General features: G+C 66.7%; 22 protein-coding genes. 9 read left to right on the top strand and 13 right to left on the bottom strand.

Annotation, left to right across the window (positions count from 1 at the left end):
• Positions 1 to 361 (top strand): transposase (locus OIU93_RS11630; RefSeq protein WP_264270242.1); only part of this gene is annotated, 361 nt, incomplete at its 5' end.
• Positions 362 to 392: 31 nt separating this feature from the next.
• Here OIU93_RS11630 and OIU93_RS11625 read toward each other — a convergent pair.
• Together OIU93_RS11625 and OIU93_RS11620 are read right to left on the bottom strand one after the other, a co-directional pair.
• Positions 393 to 1,652, bottom strand: a complete 1,260-nt coding sequence (locus OIU93_RS11625; protein ID WP_264270241.1) for a CynX/NimT family MFS transporter — start codon at positions 1,650 to 1,652, stop codon at positions 393 to 395.
• 10 nt (positions 1,653 to 1,662) lie between these two features.
• Complete coding sequence (locus OIU93_RS11620; protein WP_264270240.1) at positions 1,663 to 2,205, bottom strand: TetR/AcrR family transcriptional regulator; 543 nt, start codon at positions 2,203 to 2,205, stop codon at positions 1,663 to 1,665.
• Positions 2,206 to 2,316: 111 nt separating this feature from the next.
• Here OIU93_RS11620 and OIU93_RS11615 point away from each other — a divergent pair, with 111 nt between their 5' ends.
• Positions 2,317 to 3,864 (top strand): MFS transporter, encoded by a 1,548-nt coding sequence (locus tag OIU93_RS11615; protein WP_264270239.1) that lies wholly within the window; start codon positions 2,317 to 2,319, stop codon positions 3,862 to 3,864.
• Here the strand turns inward: OIU93_RS11615 and OIU93_RS11610 are convergent.
• Genes OIU93_RS11610 through nirB form a run of 3 tightly spaced genes read right to left on the bottom strand, consistent with a single transcriptional unit; the run spans position 3,861 to position 8,640 of the window.
• Positions 3,861 to 4,991 (bottom strand): uroporphyrinogen-III synthase, encoded by a 1,131-nt coding sequence (locus tag OIU93_RS11610; RefSeq protein ID WP_264270238.1) that lies wholly within the window; start codon positions 4,989 to 4,991, stop codon positions 3,861 to 3,863. The genes OIU93_RS11615 and OIU93_RS11610 overlap by 4 nt on opposite strands.
• Positions 4,988 to 6,010, bottom strand: a complete 1,023-nt coding sequence (gene cobA, locus OIU93_RS11605) for a uroporphyrinogen-III C-methyltransferase (RefSeq protein WP_264270237.1) — start codon at positions 6,008 to 6,010, stop codon at positions 4,988 to 4,990. Before cobA ends, OIU93_RS11610 begins: the two co-directional genes overlap by 4 nt.
• Complete coding sequence (nirB, locus tag OIU93_RS11600) at positions 6,007 to 8,640, bottom strand: nitrite reductase large subunit NirB (RefSeq protein WP_264270236.1); 2,634 nt, start codon at positions 8,638 to 8,640, stop codon at positions 6,007 to 6,009. Before nirB ends, cobA begins: the two co-directional genes overlap by 4 nt.
• Positions 8,641 to 9,005: 365 nt before the next feature.
• Here nirB and nirD point away from each other — a divergent pair, with 365 nt between their 5' ends.
• The 3 genes from nirD (at position 9,006) to OIU93_RS11585 (ending at position 10,621) form a co-directional block, all read left to right on the top strand.
• Positions 9,006 to 9,383 carry a nitrite reductase small subunit NirD gene (nirD, locus tag OIU93_RS11595; protein ID WP_264270235.1) on the top strand — a complete coding sequence of 126 codons (378 nt, stop codon included), beginning with the start codon at positions 9,006 to 9,008 and terminating at the stop codon, positions 9,381 to 9,383.
• On the top strand, positions 9,380 to 10,171 hold the full coding sequence (locus tag OIU93_RS11590; RefSeq protein WP_264270234.1) for a sirohydrochlorin chelatase: 792 nt from the start codon (positions 9,380 to 9,382) through the stop codon (positions 10,169 to 10,171). Before nirD ends, OIU93_RS11590 begins: the two co-directional genes overlap by 4 nt.
• Positions 10,172 to 10,417: 246 nt before the next feature.
• Positions 10,418 to 10,621, top strand: a complete 204-nt coding sequence (locus OIU93_RS11585; protein WP_007271190.1) for a cold-shock protein — start codon at positions 10,418 to 10,420, stop codon at positions 10,619 to 10,621.
• Between the two features lie 118 nt (positions 10,622 to 10,739).
• Here OIU93_RS11585 and OIU93_RS11580 read toward each other — a convergent pair whose 3' ends face one another.
• On the bottom strand, positions 10,740 to 11,405 hold the full coding sequence (locus tag OIU93_RS11580; RefSeq protein ID WP_264270233.1) for a hypothetical protein: 666 nt from the start codon (positions 11,403 to 11,405) through the stop codon (positions 10,740 to 10,742).
• 89 nt (positions 11,406 to 11,494) lie between these two features.
• Between OIU93_RS11580 and OIU93_RS11575 the strand changes: the two genes are divergently transcribed.
• Positions 11,495 to 12,493 carry an LLM class flavin-dependent oxidoreductase gene (locus OIU93_RS11575; RefSeq protein WP_264270232.1) on the top strand — a complete coding sequence of 333 codons (999 nt, stop codon included), beginning with the start codon at positions 11,495 to 11,497 and terminating at the stop codon, positions 12,491 to 12,493.
• Positions 12,494 to 12,569: 76 nt separating this feature from the next.
• Here OIU93_RS11575 and OIU93_RS11570 read toward each other — a convergent pair whose 3' ends face one another.
• The gene (locus tag OIU93_RS11570) at positions 12,570 to 13,064 is read right to left on the bottom strand and encodes a hypothetical protein (protein ID WP_264270231.1); all 495 of its coding nucleotides are present in this window, start codon (positions 13,062 to 13,064) and stop codon (positions 12,570 to 12,572) included.
• A gap of 137 nt (positions 13,065 to 13,201) precedes the next feature.
• Between OIU93_RS11570 and OIU93_RS11565 the strand changes: the two genes are divergently transcribed.
• Both OIU93_RS11565 and OIU93_RS11560 read left to right on the top strand, forming a co-directional pair.
• Complete coding sequence (locus OIU93_RS11565) at positions 13,202 to 13,456, top strand: hypothetical protein (protein ID WP_264270230.1); 255 nt, start codon at positions 13,202 to 13,204, stop codon at positions 13,454 to 13,456.
• An 81-nt stretch (positions 13,457 to 13,537) separates the two neighbouring features.
• Positions 13,538 to 14,473, top strand: coding sequence for a LysR family transcriptional regulator (locus OIU93_RS11560; protein ID WP_264270229.1), 936 nt, complete (start codon positions 13,538 to 13,540; stop codon positions 14,471 to 14,473).
• 207 nt (positions 14,474 to 14,680) lie between these two features.
• Here OIU93_RS11560 and OIU93_RS11555 read toward each other — a convergent pair whose 3' ends face one another.
• From OIU93_RS11555 to OIU93_RS11540, 4 genes are all read right to left on the bottom strand, one after another.
• Positions 14,681 to 15,076: a hypothetical protein gene (locus OIU93_RS11555; protein ID WP_264270228.1), complete on the bottom strand. Its 396-nt coding sequence runs from the start codon at positions 15,074 to 15,076 to the stop codon at positions 14,681 to 14,683.
• The gene (locus OIU93_RS11550) at positions 15,077 to 15,412 is read right to left on the bottom strand and encodes a DUF202 domain-containing protein (protein WP_264270227.1); all 336 of its coding nucleotides are present in this window, start codon (positions 15,410 to 15,412) and stop codon (positions 15,077 to 15,079) included.
• Positions 15,409 to 15,798 carry a YidH family protein gene (locus OIU93_RS11545; protein WP_264270226.1) on the bottom strand — a complete coding sequence of 130 codons (390 nt, stop codon included), beginning with the start codon at positions 15,796 to 15,798 and terminating at the stop codon, positions 15,409 to 15,411. Before OIU93_RS11545 ends, OIU93_RS11550 begins: the two co-directional genes overlap by 4 nt.
• 128 nt (positions 15,799 to 15,926) lie before the next feature.
• The gene (locus tag OIU93_RS11540) at positions 15,927 to 17,792 is read right to left on the bottom strand and encodes a SpoIID/LytB domain-containing protein (RefSeq protein ID WP_264270225.1); all 1,866 of its coding nucleotides are present in this window, start codon (positions 17,790 to 17,792) and stop codon (positions 15,927 to 15,929) included.
• Positions 17,793 to 18,022: 230 nt separating this feature from the next.
• Between OIU93_RS11540 and OIU93_RS11535 the strand changes: the two genes are divergently transcribed.
• Positions 18,023 to 19,099, top strand: a complete 1,077-nt coding sequence (locus OIU93_RS11535; protein ID WP_372342914.1) for an enoyl-CoA hydratase/isomerase family protein — start codon at positions 18,023 to 18,025, stop codon at positions 19,097 to 19,099.
• Between the two features lie 22 nt (positions 19,100 to 19,121).
• Here the strand turns inward: OIU93_RS11535 and OIU93_RS11530 are convergent, their stop codons facing one another.
• Together OIU93_RS11530 and OIU93_RS11525 are read right to left on the bottom strand one after the other, a co-directional pair.
• Complete coding sequence (locus tag OIU93_RS11530) at positions 19,122 to 20,318, bottom strand: MFS transporter (RefSeq protein ID WP_264270224.1); 1,197 nt, start codon at positions 20,316 to 20,318, stop codon at positions 19,122 to 19,124.
• A gap of 52 nt (positions 20,319 to 20,370) precedes the next feature.
• A complete protein-coding gene (locus OIU93_RS11525) occupies positions 20,371 to 22,128 on the bottom strand; it encodes an FMN-binding glutamate synthase family protein (RefSeq protein WP_264270223.1) in 1,758 nt (585 codons plus the stop codon).
• Between the last annotated feature and the right edge of the window lie 251 nt (positions 22,129 to 22,379).

Genomic DNA, 22,379 nt, shown 5'->3' with positions numbered 1-22,379 from the left:
GAAGGTGGAGAAGGCCGGGTCCGGAGCGGCCAGGACCCGGCCCGACCGGGCGATGGCCGACAAGGCCTACTCCTCCAAAGCCATCCGCAAATACCTGCGGGACCGCGGCATCCAATGCGGCATCCCGGAAAAGGAAGACAAGAAGGCCAACCGCAAGCGCACGGGAAAGGCGGGCGGGCGGCCGGTGACCTACGATAAGGAGGCCTACAAGCGCCGCAACGTGGTCGAATGCAGCTTCAACACCCTCAAGCAGTGGAGGTCACTGGCCACCCGATACGACAAGCTCGCGTTGACCTACCGCGCAGCCGTTGTCCTGCACGCCGTGCTTATCTGGAGCGCGGCAATCGCGGAATCCGTATAAGGAGACACGCCCTAGGACAAAAGGGTCAGGGCTAGTTGACCTGCTCGAGTTCGCCGAGCCTCTTGGCTTCCCCCTGGCCGTCCTCGATCTTGCGCGGCCCGTTGATCATCGCCGCGCCGGTGAGCATCACGACCAGGCAGATCCCCAGCATGGCAAAGGAGGCACTCCAGCCTCCCGTGGCGTCCTTGACAATGCCAAAGAGCAAGGGCGCAACCGCCGCCCCGGCATATCCCAGGCCCTGGCTGAAGCCGGCCAGGACTCCGGATCCGTAGGTGCTGCGCGAACGCAGGTTCATCATCAGCAAGGCAATGGCGAAGGTGCCCTGGCCCAGGCCGGCAAACACCACCCACAGGGCGGTGTGCTCGGTCGGCGAAAGGTACATGCCCAGGTGGCCGGCGATCCAGAAGGCGGTGAAGACCAGCACGGCCACGATCGGGTGGCGCAAACGCGGAACCCACAGCGGGACCAACAGGCTCACCGGCAGGCCGAGAATGGCGAAGAGCGCCAGCATCGATCCGGCGGTTTGGGTATCCAATCCCTGTTCGGAGAGGTACGGCGGCAGCCAGGTGAAGTAAACATAGGTTTGCGCCGAGTTTCCGGCCAGGAAGATGGCCAGGCCCCAGGCGACGGGGGATTTCCACGGGTTGATCCGGACCGGTGGCGCGGGCACCAGGCCGTTGACCAGCGGGGTGTCGGGGCGCGGGCGCCTGCGGTCCCTGACCAGCTGGATGCCCCAGGGCACCAGGACCACGGCCGAGAGCAGCGCCCAGGCGGCGATGGATGCGCGCCAGTTCTCGGTCAGGTTGGCCAGCGGTACGGAGAATTGCGGGGCCATCCAGGTGCCCACCGCCAACATCGTGACGTAGCCCGAGGTCACGACCGCCAGGCGGTCGGGGAAGTATTTCTTCACCAGCGGCGGCAACACCACATTTCCCATGCCGTATCCGGCCAGAGTAATGGCCGAGAGCAGCAGGAAACTGGTCACGTCCCCCACGACGGCGCGCAGCAGCTGGCCGGCCACGGCCAGCAGGACCGCGGCGACCAGCACCTTTTCCAGCCCCCACCACCGGATCAGGCGCGGGGTGAGCAGCCCGAACCCGGCGAAGACGACAGGGGCGAGCATGGCCAGCAGGCCGGTGGAAAAAGAATCAAAGCCCAGTTCCGGTCCGATGCTTCCCAGCAGCGGCGGCACGGAGACAACCGCGGCGCGCAGGGACAGGGCCATCAGGATGATGCCCAGCAGTGCACCGATCCGGCCGGCCATCTTTTGTCGCGGTGGCGTTAGTGACATGGCGGGGTTTTCAACTGCCGTTCTTGAGTCGTTCGACCTGGTCAAGCAGGTGCTCGAGGTCCTTGGCGAAGGTTCCCTGGGACCAGGGGCCGGGCATGGAGGTCTGGTAATAGAGTCCTTCACCGATCAACATGATGGTTTCGGCCACGTACTTGTCCTGCACCTCGGCGCGGATCAGGTCGAGCCACCCGGAGTGCACCGCGTCCAAGGCCTCGATGGAGGTTTCGTGGCCGGCCTGGGCCAGGCGAAGCACGGCCAGGAAGAAACGGTCCAGGTCGCTGCCGATGACGGTGGAGGTGCGCACGAAGTACCGCGATGCGCCTTCCGCGGCCGAACCCATGCGTTCCAGGTCCTGGGCCTGGGCCTGCATCAGCCCCTCGATGACACCCTGGGCCAGGGCCTCCTTGGAGGCAAAGTGGTACAGCAGACCGCCCTTGGAAACCCCTGCGCGTGCGGCGGTGGCCTCAATGGTCGCCGCACGCTCGCCCTCGTCGCACAGCAACGCGGCGTAGGCGTCGACGATCTTTTCCTTGGCTAATGGCGGTCGAGACATGTAGTGAACCCTATCCCCTTCACGTAGGCATCGTCACATTGTAACTATACCGTCCGGACGGTACAGTTATGGTTGTCAACCGTCCAGTCGCTTCCCAGGAAAACGATCCCCATGAGCATCCACCGCGCCACAGGCACTCCCCGGAATCCGGCCACCGGCACGCTCCACCGTCGGCGCTGGGCCGCCCTCGTGGTCCTCATGTTCCCGGTTCTGCTGATTTCCGTGGACAACACGGTGCTCAGCTTCGCCGTCCCGGCGCTGTCGGCGGCGCTGTCCCCCAGCGGGAACCAGCTGCTGTGGATCATTGACATCTATCCGCTGGTGCTCGCCGGGCTGCTGGTGCCCATGGGTTCCCTCGGCGACAGGTTCGGCCGCCGCCGGCTATTGCTGATCGGTTCCACCGGATTCGCCGTGGTCTCGGCCGCCGCGGCGTTTGCCGCCAACGCCGAGCAGCTCATTGCCGCCCGTGCCCTGCTGGGCGTCTTCGGCGCCATGCTGATGCCGGCAACGCTCTCGCTGATCCGCAACATCTTCACCGACCCGCTCGAGCGCCGCAAGGCCATCGCCATCTGGGCCGCCGGGTTCTCCGGCGGCGCCGCGCTGGGCCCGATCGTCGGCGGCTTCCTGCTCGAGCACTTTTGGTGGGGTTCGGTCTTCCTGATCGCCGTGCCCATGCTGGTGCCGTTGCTGGTACTGGCCCCCGCCCTGGTTCCCGAGTCCAAGGATCCCCGGCCCGGGGCCATCGACCCGCTGTCCATTCTTCTGGCCATCACGACCCTGCTGCCGATCGTCTACGCCATCAAGGAGCTGGCCAACGGCGGCTCGCCGCTGGTGCCTGTCGCGGCGATCGCCGTGGGATTGGCCGCCGGGGTGGCCTTCACCCGGCGCCAGCTGCGGCGCGCCAACCCCATGCTGGACGTGCGACTCTTCGCCAACCCCAGCTTTTCCGCCGCCCTGGCGGTGAACCTGCTGAGCATCTTCGCCCTGGTCGGCTTCATCTACTTCATCTCCCAGCACCTGCAGCTGGTCGCCGGGTACAGCCCCATGATGGCAGGGGTGCTGATGCTGCCGGGCCTGGCCCTGACGGTTGGATTCGGCCTGCTGGCCGTGCGGCTGACCCGGCGCTTCGAGGTCAAGCACGTGATGGTGTGGGGGCTGGGGCTCAACGCCCTGGCCTACGGCATCGTGATGCTCACCGGCCAGTCGGGCTCGGTCCCGATGCTCATGGTGGCCTTCAGCGTGCTGGGGGCCGGCGTGGGCCTGAGCGAAACGCTGTCCAACGACATGGCGCTCTCCGCCGTTCCGCCGGCGCAGGCAGGTGCCGCCTCGGCGATCTCCGAAACCGCCTACGAGGTCGGTTCGGTGCTGGGCACCGCGGTGCTGGGATCGATCCTCAATGCCGCGTACAGCCGCAACGTCTCGATCCCCGCTCTCCTGGGAGCCGACGACGCCGAGACCGCCCGCCAGACCCTGGGCGGCGCCCACGAGGTTGCCCAGGGCCTGGGCACCCCGGCCGCCGAACGGTTGCTGGAATCGGCCGCCGAGGCCTTCGACAAGGGCGTGCTGTACACCTCCGCGATCGCCATGGTGCTGGCCCTGGCCTCCGCCGCGATCCTGGCGTTTGCGCTGCGCCGGGTGCCGGCCGAAACGCGGTCCTAGGCGTTGAGCCGGTAGCCGCGCTTCACCACGGTGGAAACCAGCCGGGCATCGGGCAGCGCGCCGCGCAGGCGGCTCACCGCCATGTCCAGCGCGTGGTCCGAGGACCCGTCAGGCAGCAGCGCCGCCAGGGTGCCGCGGGAGACGACGTTTCCGCCGGCCTCCAGCAGCGCCTTGAAGATCCGCAGCTGGCCGGGCCCCAGTTCCCGGCCCCTCCCACCCAGGTGGACGGTGTCCCCGCGCAATTGGCAGGGGCCCAGCACGGTGGCGCATTCCAGTGCCCCGCGCCGGCCCAGGTGCTCGACCAGGGTGTGGATCATCGCGCCCATCCGGTGCCGTGCCGGGACCAGCGGCGAGATGCCGGCCTCGAGCAGCGGAGCTGCGGTCACCGGCCCCACTGCCACCGTGCAGATGGTGGACTGCAGGGCTTCAAGCAGCTGTGCGTGGCAGCCGTTGTGCCGTGCCGCCTCCAGCAACGCCACCACCGCGGGGGCACTGGTGAAGGTCAGCGCGTCAAGGGACCCCGAACACAGCGCCCGCAGCAGCACCTCCAGCTTCCCGGCATCTTCCGGCGGCACCCAGCGGTAGGGACTGATCCTCAGCAGTTCGCGGGTGCCCGCCTCCAGCAGCGTGGCGGCGGCCTCGTCGTCCCCGATCCCGTGGTGCTGCAGCACCACGGCCTTGCCTTCCAGCAGCGGGGCCAGCCCGGCCACCATGGTGGAGGTCAGCTCCTCCCCCGCCCTGGCCTCCGCCTCGAAGCCCAGGGCGCGCACCGCCCCCAGCGCCTTGGGCCCTCGCACATGGATCCGTGCCGCGTGCAGCACCTCGGCCAGCTCGTCGCCAAGCCCCGCGGCCTCGGCCGTCTCAAACCAGCGGCGGAAGCCGTAGGCGGTGCTCACCAGCACATATTCGGGACGCAGCTGAAGCATCCGGCGGGTGCCGGCCAGCAGCTCGGCGTCCTCTGCCAGCGGGGCCAGGCGCAGCGTCGGGGCATGCAATACCTGGGCCCCGCGGCGCTCGAGCGCCTCGATGAGCTCGGCCGAGCGCCGCTGGGAGGTCACCGCGATGCGGAATCCGGCCAGCGCCCCGCCGATCCGCGTCCCGGTGCCGGCCGTTGCCGTGGCGCTCATCGCACGGCCGCCGAGCCCAGGGCGGCCAGTTCGTCGGCGCCCGCGCCCAGGGCGGCGACGCCGCCAATGACGATGACCGCGGGATTGGAGCAGCCCGCGGCCCGCGCCGCCTCGGCGAGAGTGCCCAGGGTGGCCCGGGTGCTGCGCTGGGTGTCGCAGAATCCGCGTTCGATGATGGCGGCGGGGGTGTCGGCGGCCAGCCCGTGGCGCAGCAACCCGGCGGTGTTTTGCTGCAGGGTGGCCACGCCCATGAGCACCACGAGCGTTCCGCCGATGCCTGCAAGGTGCGCCAGCTCGGTGTCGCTGAAGGGGTCGTGGCCCGAGACCACGGTGAAGGCCTTGGACACCCCGCGGGCGGTCACCGGGATCCCCGCGGCACCGGGCACCGAGATCGCGCTGCTGATCCCCGGCACCACCTGGACCTTGATCCCGGCGGCCAGCGCTGCGTCGCGTTCCTCGGAGCCGCGGCCGAAGACAAAGGGGTCCCCGCCCTTGAGCCGCACCACGGCCCGCCCCGCCCGCGCCTCGGCAATGAGCAGTTCGTTGATGCGGTCCTGGGGCACCTTGTGGTTCCCCGGGGCCTTGCCCACGTCGATGAGTTGCGCCCCGGGGGCCAGCATCGCCAGGTCGTGGCCCGGTCCCAGCCTGTCGTGGAAGACCACGTCGGCGTTGGCCAGCGCCGCGGCACCGCGAACCGTGAGCAAGTCGCTGCTGCCAGGTCCCCCGCCCAGCAGGGTGATGCCCCCATCGCGCGAGGCCGCCGGTTCGCGGCAGAGCAGGATCGATTCGCCGGCGGCGATCTCCTCCAGCACGTCCCAGCCCGCGGCGCCGTCCTCAACGGCGACCACCAGCCGCAGCGACCCCAGCATGTCGCGGTGGCCCTCCAGTTCGTGCGGGTGGTGGGCCCGCAGGACCAGCGCACCGGCGGAAACATAGCGTGCCACCACGTGCCGGGCGGCCCAGCGGGCGCCGGCGACCAGCACGAATTGGCCGTGCAATTGCAGTCCGTTGGCGATCATGATTGCTCCTGGGTCGAGGTCGGGGCTCCGATGGAAATGGTCGCGCCCAGGCGCACCGGCTCGGCCGGGCGGTGCTGTCCGCGTTCGGAAAGGTAGTGCAGGTCGGGATCGGCCTGTTCCGGGGCGTTGACGAAGGATCGGAAGCGGCGCAGCTTCTGGGGGTCCGCGAGCGTGGCCGCCCATTCGTCCTGGTAGTTGCCCACGTGGGTTTCCATGGCCGCCTCAAGTTCGGCACCCAGTCCCAGCGAGTCCTCGACGACCACGCGCTGGACCGCCTCGATGCCGCCGTCCAGGTCCTCCATCCAGCGCGCGGTGCGCTGGAGCTTGTCGGCGGTGCGGATGTAGTACATCAGGTACCTGTCGATGTAGCGGATCAGCGTCTTATCGTCGATGCCCCCTGCCAGCAACTGGCCGTGGGCAGGGTTCGCCCCGCCGTTGCCGCCGACGTAGAGGTTCCAGCCCTCGGCGGTGGCGATGACGCCGACGTCCTTGGCGCGGGCCTCGGCGCATTCGCGCGCGCAACCTGACACGCCCATCTTGAATTTGTGCGGGGCGCGCAGCCCGCGGTAGCGCAGCTCCAGCTCGATGCCCATGGCCACCGAGTCCAGCATGCCGTAGCGGCACCAGGAGGAACCGACACAGGTCTTCACGTTGCGCAGCGACTTGCCGTAGGCCTGCCCGGACTCGAATCCGGCATCGACCAATTCCTTCCAGATCTCCGGCAGCTGCTCCAGCCGGGCGCCGAACATGTCGATGCGCAGCCCGCCGGTGAGCTTGGTGTAGAGGTTGTACTTCTGCGCGACCGCGGCGATCACGCCGAGCTTTTGAGGGGTGATCTCCCCGCCGGGGATGCGCGGGACCACCGAGTAGGTGCCGTCCTTCTGCATGTTGGCCATGACGCGGTCGTTGGTGTCCTGGGCTCCGGCCAGGCCGGCCTCCATCGGGTGGCCCGAGGTCTGGGACGCCAGCACCGAGGCGATGACCGGCTTGCAGATGTCGCAGCCGGACCCGGTGCCGAAGCGTTCCATGATCTGCGGGTAGCTGTGCAGCCCGGCCACGCGCACCGCCTCGAAAAGTTCGGAGCGGGAGAACTCGAAGTGCTCGCACATGGCGGTGGAGACGACGACGCCGTTCTTGGCCATCTGGGATTCCATGAGCTTCTTGAGCATCGGCACGCAGGAACCGCACTGGGTTCCGGCGCGGGTGCAGGTCTTCAAGGACGCCAGGTCGTTGACCGGTTCGCTGCCCTGGCAGGATCCGCAGCCGCCGACCGCGTCCTTGATGGATCCGACGCTCACGCCGTTGCAGGAACAGAGCACCGCGTCGTCGGGCAACTCGCCGTCGGGCACCTCGCCGCCCAGTGCGCTGAGGTAGGCGCCGGCCTCCGCGGGAAGCGCGCGGCCCAGCAGCGGGCGCAGCGACTGGTACGGGCTCGCGTCGCCCACGAAGATCCCGCCGAGCAGGACCTTGGCATCGGAGGAGACGACGATCTTTTGGTACAGGCCGCGGGCCGCGTCGGCGTAGACGACCTCCAGCGAGCCCTCGGTGCGGGCGAACCCGTCGCCGAAGCTTGCCACGTCAACCCCGGAAAGCTTGAGCTTGGTGGCGGTGTCGAAGCCGGTGAAGGCCGCTTCACCGCCCTGCAGGTGAGCCGCGAGCACCTCGGCCATGGAATTGGCCGGGGCCACCAGGCCAACGCACATGCCCTCGAAGTTCGCGACCTCTCCGATGGCCCACACGTGGGGCACCGCAGTGGCACAGTGCCCATCGATCTCGACGCCGCCGCGGGGTCCGATGCCGAAGACCGGCCCCGCCAGCCCAGCGGCCTCGAGCGCGGCGTTGTGGTTGCGGGCCAGCTCGTCGCGCGGGCGCACACCGATGGAAACGATGACCATGTCGGCGGCAATGTGGTTGCCGTCGGCCATCAGCACCCCGGTGACCCTCTTGGTGCCCTCGACCTCCTCGAGGGTGACTTCCTGGGGGAAGACCCCGCCGTGGACGGTGAATCCAGTCTGGGCGATCAGCCTGCCCATGGCCTGGCCGGCGCCTTCGTCGAGCTGGGTGCCCATGAGCCACTTGCCGCCGTCGATGACCACTGCCTGCGCGCCAAGGGACTGGGCTCCCGCCGCTGCCTCGAGCCCCAGCAGCCCGCCACCGATGGTCGCCACGACCGGCTGGCGGCCCAGCCCGGCGGCCAGCACCTCGATGCCGGCGGCAATGGCCCGGACATCCTCGAGGGTGCGGTAGACGTGGGTGTGTTCATTCCCCGGGATCGGCAGCGTTGCTGCGTTCGAGCCGGTGGCCAGCACCAGCTCGTCGTATCCGAAGCTGCGTCCGTCGGCGGTGTGGACCAGGTGTTTGTCCGCGTCCAGCCGGTTCACGGCAGCGGAGGTCTCCAGGACCACGTTGTCGCGCTCCCAAAGCGCGGCGTCTCCCAGCGTGAGGTCGACAGAGGAGTCAGTGAGGGCCTTGGTGAGGGCAACCCGGTCATAGGGAAGGTGTGCTTCCTCGGTGAGTACCGTGATCTTGAGGTTGCTCGGTTCGCGGGCCGCCATCGCCTCGGTGAAACGGTGGGCGGCCGGGCCGCCGCCAATCACGACAATGCGGCGGGATCCATTGGCTGTACTCATGATTTGTTACTCGACTTTCACTCTTGCACGCTGGCTCGTCGGTGGTCACTTTCCACCCTAGGAGACCGGTTTTGCCCCGCAATTTCCTCCATGTTTCGGGCAGGACAACTCTGCGTCCCAGATAAAACGCAAACCGTGAGGTATTTGAAACACGCCCGTAACGACAGCAGCGGGTTCTCCTTGCCAACATCCGCAAAACGGAGGGACCGTAGCTTCGCGTCCGGACGACCATGCGCGGCATCACCGGCCGGGCGCGGTCCCGTGAGCCGGGGTTTACCGGCACGCAACGTTCCATCGCACCTTGCGTAACAAGGTCCTTCTAGGCTCGGTGCATCCAAGAAGAAAGTACTGAGAGGACCGAAGCGATGAGTGCAACGCTCGAAGAAAGCATGCTCGAGACCGTTCATGGGATGGTTGCCGTATGCCGGATGGCGGACCTCGAGCCCGGCTGGGGCGAGGCCGCGTGGCTTGAAGGCACCCAGGTGGCCGTGTACCGCACGGAAGGCGGAGAGTTCTTCGCCGCCTCGCACCACTGCCCGGGCACCGGTGCCAAGGTCATGGCCAGGGGCATCCTGGGCGACAAGGCCATTGCCGGCACCCGTGTTCCCACGATTGCCTGCCCGTTGCACAAGGAGGTTTACCGTCTGGACACCGGCGACTGCCTCAGCGGGGCGGCACCGGCGTTGCCGATCCACCCGGTGCACCTGCACCAGGGCATGCTGTGGCTGGAGAAGACCCCATGAGCACCACGACCTTGACGCGCACCGTCCACCGGAGCCCCGGAACCGTTGAACACTCGGCCTGGATGGGCTGGATGGAAACCATTCCTTCCCCCGATCTGGTGGCGGTCTCCCACGGCACCGATGATCCCGCCGGACGGACGGCCGTCCGGGCGCTGGTGGATGTGGTGGATCTCGCATTGGCCGAAACGGCCGTGCACGGAGCGTTCGTCGATGTGCAGGATCCGCGGGTTGAACCGTACCTGCGCTCAGGTGCCCTTGCCCCCGGGCAGCAGGCGGCGCTCGTCCCGCTGTTGCTATCGGCCGGAACCCACGCCTCGGGCGATCTTGCCGCCGCCGCGGGCGGACGCCCGGGAACCAAGGTGGCTGCCCCTCTTGGCCCCGATGCGTCCCTGGCCGCAGTGCTGCATCGCCGGCTGGTGGAGGCCGGCTGGATCCCTGGCGAGGCAGTGGTCCTTGCCTGCGCAGGGTCCACGGATCCGCGGGGGATTGCCGATTGCCGGACCATGGCACAGCTGCTGGCCGGCCGGTTGCAGGTGCCCGTGACCCCCGCCTTCATCTCGGCAGCCGAGCCGCGCCTGCCCGATGTCCTGGACGCTGCCCGCGCCCTCAACCCCGGCCGACGCACGGTGGTTTCCAGCTATCTGCTGGCACCCGGATACTTCGCTGATTTGGTGGCACGCTGCCGCCCGGATGTGCTTGCTGCCCCGCTGCTGGACCCCAGCCAGACGCCGCCGCGGGAACTCGTTGACATCGTCATCGAGCGTTACCGGCGGTGCGTGGACAGGTAAACGATAGGGGTCATTTGGGAAAACAATCACCCAAACAGACCCCCGTGCTAGCAACTGGCCGCCAAGTAGCGTACCGTAGAGCTTGTAGTTCTAGTTTTTCTCGCAGTAATTTCAGTGCAAACACCCCGTTGCCGGGGCGAGTACCTTTCTGAACCGCGTTGAATCACGTAGCTGCAAGTGGATTCCACAGTGGAATTGACTCCCCTACGTCCCATTTCAGGACAGTCTCGAAAGGACACACCCATCATGGCAACAGGTACCGTTAAGTGGTTCAACGCCGAAAAGGGCTTCGGCTTCATCGCTCCGGACGACAACTCGGATGATGTTTTCGCACACTACTCCGCCATCCAGTCGAACGGCTTCCGTTCGCTCGAAGAGGGCCAGCGCGTTGAGTTTGAAGTTACTCAGGGCCAGAAGGGCCTTCAGGCCACCGATATCCGCGCTGTCTAAGCTTCGGATCATCAACTTCGGCATTTAGCTGATTAGTAGTGGGCGGCACTCCCCTTGGGGGGTGCCGCCCACTACTGTTTTAACTTCCGAGGCCCTTTCCTTGACTGATGGTTCCGGGTCACCAGCTGAAAAAGCCGTGCGCCGCTTCCTTGGTTTCCAGATGGAACACCAGGTTTTGGGGCCCTTGCGGCACCACGATGACCATCCACTCCTCCATGCCGCTGGGCTGGATCGACCGATTGTCCAGCTTGCGCACGATGAGGTCCAGGAAGGTTCCGCTGTCCGATTGCGAGGATTGCTGCACGAGTGCCAGTTCCCGCCTGGCATTCGTGGCACTTCCCTGGCCATGCGCGGCCTGCAGGTTCGCCAGGTTCTCCTCCACCATTTCCGCCTGAAAGCCGCCCAACGTCTCATCCCCGTTCCCGGTCAGGAGTGCCGAACCGTGGATCCGCCCGAGCGCCTCGGCCAGGTCCCCGAGGCAGTGCCCGGGCAACCCGGGATCCGCCCACTCCGGCTCGTTGGTGATCATGGCTGTTCCGGCATTCACCCAGTCACCCGCGGCAGCCAAGAGGTCCGCGGCGATCTGTGCTTCGGTCCCCGGGGATATCCCCACTGGCTCCGCCACGCCGCCGGACCGCGGGCAATCGGGCGGTAGCTCGGCCAGCAGATCGGGAGTCGGCAGGGTGGACGGCGCAGGTTCGGGGGGATCCGGAACCAGCACGGTGCATGCACCCAGGGTGCTTGCCAGCAGGCCGCCGGCCAACAGCCACGCAATCCGCTTCATGCCTCAAAATCCTACGCCCGGGTGGACAGGATGCGTGTGTGTCCGGACACCGCGGGAATGAAACCGGACGGGCCCTAGTTGCCGCTAATGTGAGCATTCCTTTGTCGATCCTTGATCTTGCCCCCATCCGCCGTGGCGGTTCCGCCGCCGAGACCTTCGCCCAGAGCGTCGAATTGGCCCAAACCGCCGAGGCGACCGGCTACAAGCGCGTCTGGTACGCCGAACACCACAACATGAACTCGATCGCTTCGTCAGCGACCTCGGTGCTCATCGGCCACGTCGCCCACCACACCAGCACCATTCGTTTGGGCTCCGGCGGCGTCATGTTGCCCAACCACTCGCCGTTGGTGATTGCCGAGCAATTCGGCACCCTCGAGACACTTTTCCCGGGCCGCATCGACTTGGGCCTCGGGCGTGCGCCGGGCACCGACCAGGCCACGTTCCGGGCCATGCGCCGCGATCCTGCGGCCTCCGATGCGTTCCCGCACGATGTGCTCGAGCTGCAGGCGTTTCTCGGGGACACCTCGCGCATCGAGGGAATCCATGCCTACCCCGGGCGCGGAACCAACGTTCCGCTCTACATCCTGGGTTCAAGCCTCTTTGGCGCCCGGCTGGCTGCCCAACTGGGCCTGCCGTACTCCTTCGCCTCGCACTTTGCCCCCGATGCCCTGGTGCAGGCGACGACCGCGTACCGCAACGAGTTCCGCCCCTCCGAGTTCCTGGCCGAGCCATACGTCATTGCCGGTGTCGGCGTGGTTGCCGCCGGGACCAACGCCGAGGCGCAAGTCATCATGGAACAGGTTCGCCGCGATCGAATCCGGATGATGCTGGGACGAAACCGCGAAACCGAGTTCACCGATGCCGAGGTGGAAATGCTGTTGGATTCACCGCACGGGGATTCGATCATGAAGATGCTCCAGTACACCGCGGTGGGCGACGGATCGGCAGTGGCCGAATACCTGCACGAGTTCGCGCGCACGGCAGGGGCCGATGAACTGATCACGGTACACAACTCCAGCAACTCCGCCCAGCGCCTGGAGTCGGTGAAGATCACCGCCAAGGCCATGTCCATGGCACCGGCGAACTAGCCACACCACAATCGACATATGCAAGGCGGCCACCGGGATTTCCCGGTGGCCGTCTTGCATATGCTTTCGGCGGACCCTACCGGCCCGGCAGCACCCAGCGGCGCACGCCCATGACCAGCACCGTGACAAGCAGGACCAAAAGCAGGCCGTCCGCGGCGATGTAGAAGTAGTGCCAGCTTGAACCGCCGGCCTCGGCCCCGGCAAGCACCGCCTCGGTGCGCTTGGCCAGGAACGGCCTGATCAGCGCGATCTTGGCCAGCAACACGGCACCCAACCCGGCGACCACCCACAGGTATGCCCGATTCATGCCCCGCTTGATGCAGGAAGCGGCAAGCACAATGAAGAAGACCACTTCCACGATGTTCATCGCGGCGAAAACCAGCTGACCGATTCCCAGGCCCAGCGCCAGGGTCATCCCCGGGGCCATGAACTTCAGCGGCGTCTCGATGAACGAAATCCCGATCAGCAAACCCAGCCACAATGCAGGTGCCAGGATCCTTCCGGCGGCGGCAAGCAATGCCGGGCGGTTGATGGCCGGTGTGAAGAATCGAGGGGAAATGTCGCTGTCCATATATCGACCTTACTCCGCCTGAGGGCCTGCTTCGGTGCGCGAAAAAGTGCCCATTCCCATACGGTCGGATGCAACATAGGCTGTAATCAATCGGGGATCAGTCGCAGTTCCCGGCCTATGGAGAAAAGAGGGGCACGATGAGCAATAGCTTTGATGACACCGTCTTCGATGAGCCGATCGACGACGACATGTACGAACCCGGCGACGGACGCGACGGCCAACCCTACGAAGGTTCGTCCGACAGTCCCGAGTCCATGACCGCCCTCGATCCACTGCGCAAGCACCTTTATCTCCTCGATGACGACCTGACCGCCGAGGACGATGCCGACGACGAGGAAACCGTCGAGGAAGAGTGGACCGAGGACGAAGTCCTCGAGGAAGAAAGCCACTAGCTTCGCCGCCCGTCTAGGATGGGACGGACGCGGTCCATCAGTGGTCCGCGCTCTCATCCCGCCCGAGGCACAGGAGATTCAGTGGTCAACCCGGTTCATTTGCGCACGCTGTTGGAAGTGGTGACGCAGAAGTCCTTCGCCGCCTCCGCCCTGCGCCTGGGCTACACGCCCTCGGCGGTCTCGCAGCAGATGTCGGCGCTGGAACGCGACACCGGGACCACCCTTTTCACCCGCGGTGCCAAGAGCATCGAGCCCACGCCCGCGGCCCTGACCATGGTGCGCCATGCCAAGCGCGTGCTCACGGACATCGACGCGCTCATGGCAGCGACCTCCACCCCGGACCTTGACCCGAGCGGCAAGCCGTTGCAGGAACTGCGCATCGGCATTTTTCCCTCCCTGGCCACCTATGCCCTGCCCAAGCTGCTGGGATCCCGGGACTGGGACCAGCTCGGCATCGCCCTGCGCGTGAACGTGGGAGAACCCCACCAGACCATTACAGGCCTGCGCCAGGACGGGGAGCTGGACCTCGCGCTGATCTTCCAGGTGGGCCAGGGAGGTCTCGCATGGCCGGCGCAGATGGAACGCCAGTGGCTGGGCGATGACCCGTTCCGCGTGGTGGTTCCGGCATCCTGGAAACTCGACGGCACCTCCGTCTTCAGCGCCGCCCAGTTGGCGGACATGCCCTGGATCATGCACCATCCGGGCACCAGCGATGCCACGGTGATCTCCCGGCTCTTTGCCGCATTCAACATCCATCCCCGGGTGGTCGCCCATTCGGACGACTTCAATGCCTCGCTGCACATGGCCGCCGCCGGGTTGGGCGCCGCGCTGGTTCCGGAGCTTGCCATGCTGCGGGCACCTGCAGGCATCCAGGTAATCGACGCGCCCGAGATCCGTCTGGCCCGCAGCATCTTCGCGCTGCGTCCGGAGGGTCGGGACAACCCCAAGGTCGGGGTGTTCATGGACCGGCTCACCAACGTCCTGGCAGAGCTGAGCATCGGGCCCAAGCGGCGCTAACCAAGGAGTGGGGCGCATCAGGGCGGTCACACCCTATGGGTCCTGGCACCTTGCTGGACAGGATCCCGGACGGGAAGCATCGTTGCAACGCGCCTCGCACCTTCGGTGCGTTGAACTCAGTCCACGAAGGTTGGCTTCAACCACAACGAGGTAATACCGGAGCTATGGGCTCCGATGACCGTGTCCGTGGCGATGCGAGTCAGGCTCTCATCGGATCCTCCGCTCGTGATGCGGCACCACCCCCGTATCCGCATCGAATTGGGTCCACCACACCTCCGCGGGATCACTGCCGTCGCGGCGAATGGTGACGCTTCCTCGTGAATCCAATTCCGGCTCGTCAACCATGACGACCCCGTCAACGGCACCTGAGGGCATTCCCGGGACGGCAGGCCAGGACGACTGGGGTGAGTATCCCCAAACGTAGAGAAGAATGCCGTTGGGCATCCCGACGTCCACAAGAACAGTATCCACGGCCAACGAGGCAGGAGATCCCGTGCGTGCCGCCACTTCGCCTGGATCATTCGGGGTGAAATCGAATGCCTGATCGGCCACGCGGTACACCACACTGCTTGAAATTGGCGAGGCGAGCGGAATGATGTTCACCTAGAAATCCACTACCACCAGGATGCCGACAACGCCGAGGCTAAGCACCGCGATGCTCATCGCGAGGATCGCCACGACGTCGGCCCGCAGCCGCTCGGATTTGATCCCGTGGGAAGCCACGGTATACCGGTGGCGCTGCGTGGCATAGATGCCTCCGGCCGCCAGCAGTGCCAGCACGATCATTGCCAGGATCCCCACCCCGTAATGCGGCAGCCAGCGCAGGAAGACCAGTGCGGCTACGCAGAGCGAGAGCGTGGTCCGTCCCCAGGACATGACGGTGCGTTCGGGCTGCAGCCCGGGGTCCAGGTGCAGGGGCGGCCGCGGCGCGGTGCTCATTGGTCCAGGGAGATCAGTACCGCGACCACAGCTGCGGCCAGGGCGCTGCCCAGGCCCAGGATCGGGATGATCAGCGGAAGCGGCAGCGGCTTCGCTTGGCGCATGGACATCTCGATGCTGCGCCAGCGCAAGGCGGCACCGGCGCTGATGAGCATGCCGATGACAATGAGCAGCACCGAGATGCCGGTGCGCAGCGGGCCGGGGAAGGCGGCTGCGGCGAATGCCTCCAGGGCGATGCCGCCGGCCAGGAAGGCGAGGGCGGTGCGGATCCAGGCCAGGAAGGTGCGTTCGTTGGCGAGGGTGAAGCGCGGGTCCGGTTCTTGTCCCCCGGGCAGGACGAGTTTGGCAAGTCTCCCGCGTTCGTCGTTCTGGTCGGTCGATGCCATCAGCCGGCGTGCTCCCTTGTTTTTGTGTCTCCACGGCACGGCAGTGTCCCCCGCCGGAAATCCTTTTCAGGATACCGGGCAGTGGATGATGCGGGCCAACCACCCGTTCCATCGAGCCGGGTGTTGGATTATTTGCCGCCGACCAGGGTCTGCCGCGGCTTGAGCACCACACTGCTTGGCTTTGGGGTTCCGGGCTGCAGGCAAATCACCTCGCCGTCGCTGGCGGCTGCCACTGCCTGGGCAATGCCCGCACCGGCCTTCACCGTGGTGGTGCAAAAGTTCCCCGGCTTGATGGTGGTTTCCACCGGAGGCCCAACGCTTGGCTCGATACCCGTGATCCAGGCCGAACGCGCACCGACGCCGGAATCCTTTCCACGGAACTCCTTCCCAGGCAGGGTCTTGGATCGTCCGGACATGGATGTGGCCGTGGCGGAGACGATGCTCAGGTCCTTGCCACGCTCGAACTCCACGCTCATCACATTCTCGAGTCCAAAGACCTCGGCCATCTCTTCCTGGCTGGTGCCTTGTTCCCAGGCGTCGTAGGGGTTCTTGGCGCTGGCCTCCAGCGACCAGGGATCGGGACGCGAACGCAGATAGGGTCGCGCTGCACCGCCCCAGACGTCCTCGCTGTCGCGGGTGGCACCTCCGGTCGAGGAGGAATACAGGGTCTCGGCCAGCCTCCCGTCGTACACCACGACCTTGCCGCTTCGCGGAACGCCCGCGTCATTGCGCTTTATCGTCGCCTCCACTGCGGCCTTCCACCTGGCCCCGTAACCGGATTTCTCGTTCTCCTTCTTCCAGCCGGTGAATTTCTGGTCCTGCACCTCGTCCGTGACGTTGCAGTCGCAGGAATCCCTGACCGTGTTCAGCTTGCGCATGGCGTACGTCCGACCGGCAATCGCCTGGGCCTGCAGCACGGCGCGAGGCCACGACGAGGGGACCTCGGCCAGGCCGTAGAGGTATTCGTCGTTGAGCCGCAGCGCCGCCACCAGGTTCACCCGGCCATCCAGCAGCCCCGCTTCCAGGTAGCCGTGCCTGTAGACCCCGGGCGCCGAGGATTCTTCGTTGGCGCCGGGCACCGAGATCGTCGCACGGTTTTTCGCTGGCCAGTCGCGGGTGCCTTCCCACAGAATGATCAGCTTTCCGGTGACCTTGTTGGCTTCGGGCGCCGGATCCACGTCGGGAACGCCGTCTTCGTTGTTGTCCCGCGGAACCACGTCGAATCCATCCGGCGTCCTCAACTCGTAGGCCAACTGCGATCCCGCGCGCCCAAGGACGAGTTTTGAGCCCGCCGGTGCCGTGTAGGCCTGATTCGCCGTTGGGTCGATGACCTGCATTTTTCCGCCTGAAACCACCACTTCGCTGGTCTTCGATGTCAGCACCTGTACCCGGATGTCGCTGGCAGCGGCGGTGCTGCTGTCGGTGACCTCGGCGGGGTTGTAGTAGTACTCCAGGATGTCAGTGGCGCTGCTTCCCCCGGCCGCCATGGCCCGGGCCCCGTACTGGCTCATGCCCACGCCGTGTCCCCAGCCGGCACCGCTCACCGTGAAGTCGGGAAGTTCGGTGGTCGCGGGCAGCCAGTAGGAGGTCTCGTCGGGGCGCACCCCGAGAATGCCGCCGGTGAAGGGCTGTCGGGTATCGCTGCCGGCACTGTAGTGCCCACCGCTCGGATAGCCGAAGGGGCCGTTTTCCCAACCGGTGTCGGCCCAGGCCCGGACCAGGTCATGGGGCACGAGCACCGCCGGGGACGTGGCGGCATACACCTCGATCCCCTCCGGTTGCGAGCGCCACAACATCCCGTCCTTGAACTCGCCAGCCTTGGCGTCGGCTTCCTCGGGACTCTGCGATTCCTGGTCAGGGTGGGCCTCGGTGGCGATCGGTGTCAGGTTCACGCCCTCGGCCACGTGCACGGGAGACGCGGCAGTGGCCGGGTCCCCCGGAACCAACAGGACGGCTAAGAGCAGGACAGCGGCGGACATGGCGGTTTTTCTCACGGTGTTTCCCCAAACAACATTGCGAGCGGCAGTCCGGGTGGTGTCGGCTGCCTTTGGGGACGATCCTACGTCAAGCCGACGCGGTAGGCACCCCCTTCCCGGGGACGACTTCGGGGCCATGGCCCGGCTGCCTGGGTCGACGAAACCAAATCCCCGGATTGCTGTGGGCGGGTATGGCGTTGTTGCCGCACCCGGGTTTCGCATCGGAGCCGGTTCGGCGATATCTTGGCATCAACCACATATCGGCACGGCAAGGAACCAGGACCATCACGATCACCAGCCATATCCGCTCCACCCGCAGCGGGCCCCTGGGCCTCATCGAGCTGCGGAGGCCCACAAGCATCAATGCACTCACTGGCCCGATGCTCCGGGAATTGACCGATGTGTTGGAAAACTGGAGGACCGACCCGGCGGTGTCAATGGTGGTGCTGCGCGGAGAGGGCGTGCGCGGCTTCTGTGCCGGCGGGGACATCAAGGACTTCCACGAAGCGGTGACCAACGGCGGACACTCCGGGTTCCTTGACCTTCTTTCCCTGGAATTCAGGCTCGATCAGATGATCGCGAGCTACCCCAAACCGGTACTCACCCTGGTGCACGGGCTGTGCATGGGCGGCGGGATCGGCCTGGCCTCCCATGCCGCCATCCGCATCGCCACCCCCGAAGCGCATTACGCCATGCCGGAGGCGCGCATTGGCTACAGCCCGGACGTGGGTGCCACGCACCTGATGGCAAGGGCACCGGGACACCTCGGCGAATACCTGGTGTTGACCGGCGACACCTTCACCGGTGCGGATGCGGTGGAACTCGGCTTTGCCGACATGCTGGTCGATGGGGATCGTTTCGAGGAGGTCATCGAGGCCCTGCCCGACTTCGAGGCAATGCCGGCACCCGACATCGCCGCCGGGCTGGAGGTGTTCTTCGGGTCTTTTGCCGTTTCCCCGTTGGCCAGTGCGCAACCGTGGATCGATGCGGCCTTCGGTGCGCCAACGCCCGAGCAGATCCTCGAGCGCCTCGATGCCATGGCCCATCCCGCGGCCCGGGCGGCGGCAGCCCGGATGCGCGCCAATTGCCCCACCTCACTGCAGTGCGCGCTGTTGGCGGTGCGCGCTGCCCGGGAGGCGGACCACCTGCCCTCGGCCCTGGCACGGGAGCTGCGCGTGGCCGACTACCTGATGCACCGCGATGACCTTGCCGAGGGGATCCGCGCCCAGGTCATCGACAAGGACCGCAGCCCGGCATGGAACCCCGCCGAGTTGGCCCAGGTGGACCGCCAGGCCATTGCCGCGGTGATCGCCGACCCGCAATAGGCACGGCCCCGCCGGCACCGTCTCAATCGTCCATGGAACGCAGCGGGGCGATGGCACCCAGCGTCGCCGCGGCAGTGGTCACCCCCAGGGCGAGGAACACTCCCCCGGCCCCCAGGGCGGTGGCGAAGACGCCGACGCCCACCGGGATCACTGTCTGCCCCAGGCGGTTGCCCAGCAGGCGGATCGACATCCAGGTGCCGCGGGTGCCTTCGGTGGCGGTCATCGAGACCACGCTCATGCTCAGCGGCTGCCCGAGGCCCAGGGCGAGGCCCGCAAGCACCAGCAGCGCCGCCATTGCGGGGGTCGGCAGCGGCAGCACCAGCAGGCCGATCAGCACCGCGGAGATGCCGGTGGATCCAAGCAGCAGCCGCGACCTTCCCACGGCACGGACCAGCCGGTCCATCGCCAGCCTCGAGAGCACCGTGGCTGCTGCCCGCAACGCCAACAGCACCCCGACCGCCTGCGTGGAAATTCCCCGTTCCACGGCCAGCGCCGGCAGGTAGACCTGCAGCAGGTCGATGGTGCACAGCACCATCATGCTCAGCCCGATGGAGGCGACCAGTGTGTTGCGGGCAGCGGGCTGGACCCGCAGTGCGGTGCGCAGCTTCACCGGAGCCTTCGGGATGCCGGACTTGCTCCGTGTGCCGCCGTGCCGGGCCATGAGAACGCCGGTGGCCAGCACGCCGGCGGCTCCCACCAGGTAGGCCAGCAGCAGCACCGAGGTGTCCGGAGCGACCGCAGCCCCGCCCAGCACACCGAGCAACAGCGGCGCAACGGTCTGGGCCACCGCGGTGACCATGGTGTAGAAGCCGAAAACCCTATCCATGTTGCGGTTCGTGGCCGATGCCAAACGGCTTTGCTCACCCAGAATGCTCATCAGGTGCCCCACGCCCAGGAGCAGGTTCCAACCCAACAGTGCCGGCAGGGAGGGCGCGGCGAAAAGCAGGCCGGCCCCGGAGATGATCAGCAGGGCAGCACCCACCAGCAGGATGTGACGCTCCTTGCCGCGGTCCGCGGCCCGGCCAATGAACACGGCCAGGAAGACCGGCAGGATCGAGAAGCTCGCCACCACCAGGCCCAGCAGCCCGGGGTCAACGCCGAGTTCCAACGCCTTGTAGGAGGTTGCCGGACGCACCAGGTACACCGCTGCCTGCAGGAAGAAGGCGTGGGCGAGCAGCGAGGGGAACCCGATGCCCGGCGCGGTGTTCGAGGAGGTCATGGGGGACATTATTCCGAGTCGCGAATCGCCGCCCGGCATTGATGACGGGCCATCAACCCCGATGTGGCGCGGTCTTGGGTGCGGGCCTGCCCTCCGGCCGCTGGGGGTTCGGGTGCACCGGCTCCACGGTGCGGTGGGTGGAGTCCTTGGGTTCCACGCGCTTGGGCGCGACGGTCTTCTCCACCGGCGGCGCAGGTTCGCGCTGGGTCGGCCACGGCATCGGGGCGTGCTCGCCGAAGTTGTCGGCGTCGGCCTCCAGCCAGTCCGGTGCCCACCCGCGGGGCGGCTGGCGCAATAGCTCGCCGGGTTCCAGCCAATGGTGCAGTCCCGCGTAGCTGCGGGTGGTCAGGTGGTCGACGCGGCGGCGCAACATCCTGGTATTCAGCTGCGCAGGGTTGGTGACGCCCATCGAGGCCATCAACTGTGCAGCTTCCTGCACCGTGAGCTTGTGGTAGTTGTAGACCCGGTTGCCCTTGTCTTCCACGTCCAGCGCGCGGACGAGACGCGGGTCCTGGGTGGCAACCCCGACGGGGCATTCATTGGTGTGGCATTTCTGCGCCTGGATGCAGCCGGTGGCCATCATCATGGACCGGGCACTGAAGGTGAAGTCGGCGCCCTGGATCAGCCGCTTGAGAACGTCGGAACCGGTGGCGACCTTGCCAGCGGCCCCGAGCCTGATCTTGCTGCGCAGCCCGCACCCGACCAGCGCGTTGTGCACCAGCATCAGTCCCTCGGTCAGCGGGGTGCCCACGTGGTCCTCGTATTCCAGCGGCGCTGCGCCGGTGCCTCCCTCGGATCCGTCGATGGTGATGAAATCGGGGGTGATTCCGGTTTCCAGCATGGCCTTGCACATGGCAAGCACGTCGGTGCGGGAACCGACGCAGAACTTGTAGCCGACCGGCTTGCCACCGGCCAGCTTGCGCAGCCGGGCCACGAATTGCATCAGCTCCCGTGGCGTGGAAAAGGTCGAGTGCGAGGCGGGGGAAATGCAGTCAACACCCATGGGCACCCCGCGGGTGGCTGCGATCTCCGTGGTGATCTTGGCCGCAGGCAACACGCCGCCGAGCCCGGGCTTGGCCCCCTGGGACAGCTTGATCGTAATGCCCTTGACATGTTCGTTGGACGCCTTGGCTGCAAAGACCTCCGGATCGAAGTTTCCCTCGGCATCGCGGCAGCCGAAGTAGCCGGATCCAATTTCCCAGAACAGGTCGGCGCCGTGTTCCAGGTGGTACGAGGCCAGCCCGCCCTCGCCGGTCTCGTGGACGAAGCCACCCATGGCAGCGCCCTTGTTCATGGCCAGAACAGCGTTCTTGGACAGCGATCCGAAGCTCATGGAGGAGATGTTCATCAGGGACATGTCGTAGGGCTGCGTGCAATCCGGTCCGCCAATGCGCACGCGGTGCTGGTCCTTCGCGACCTCGACCGGGGCGGTGGAATGCAGCAGGTATTCGTAGCCGACCTCGTTGACGTCGCGTTCGGTGCCGAAGGCCTTGTGGCTGTCGGCGCCCTTGGCCCGCGCGTAGATCAGCGAACGGGTGTCTCGGTCGAAGGGCCTCCCGTCGGTGTTGCGCTCGATGAAGTACTGCTGGATCTCGGGGCGGATCGACTCGAGCAGGAATCGCATGCGTCCCAGCACCGGGAAGTTGCGCAGGATGGCGTGCCGGGTTTGCAGGACGTCGTGGATCCCCAGTGCCAACAAGAGGACCACCACCCCCGCAACGATCCACCAACCGGCGGGGCCAAGCGTTGCGGCGACGATGGCGATGAACCCAAGGACGGACAGAAGCGCCAAAATCAGAAATCTCACCATGTGTGCGAGCCTACAACTTCCCGGCGGGCTTTGGGCCCATGGCCGGGCGCCAAGTGCCTGCGGGACCAGCGGTTCGGGCCTCGCGCCCCCTCAGCCTAGGCGCGCAGAAGACGTCACAACCTACCCACGGGTAAGTTATTTTCCCAAAACACTTGCAAAGCTACCCATCAGTAAGTTCAATGGTCCTAGCCCCTTGTAATACACATCACAGATAGACCTTGGGTTCGGCCGGATATCGGCCGCAGCACCCT

Origin of the sequence: Paeniglutamicibacter sp. ZC-3 (assembly GCF_025847175.2) — a bacterium.
Classification (GTDB): Bacteria; Actinomycetota; Actinomycetes; order Actinomycetales; family Micrococcaceae; genus Paeniglutamicibacter; species Paeniglutamicibacter sulfureus.
This window is presented reverse-complemented; position numbering and strand designations above follow the sequence as displayed.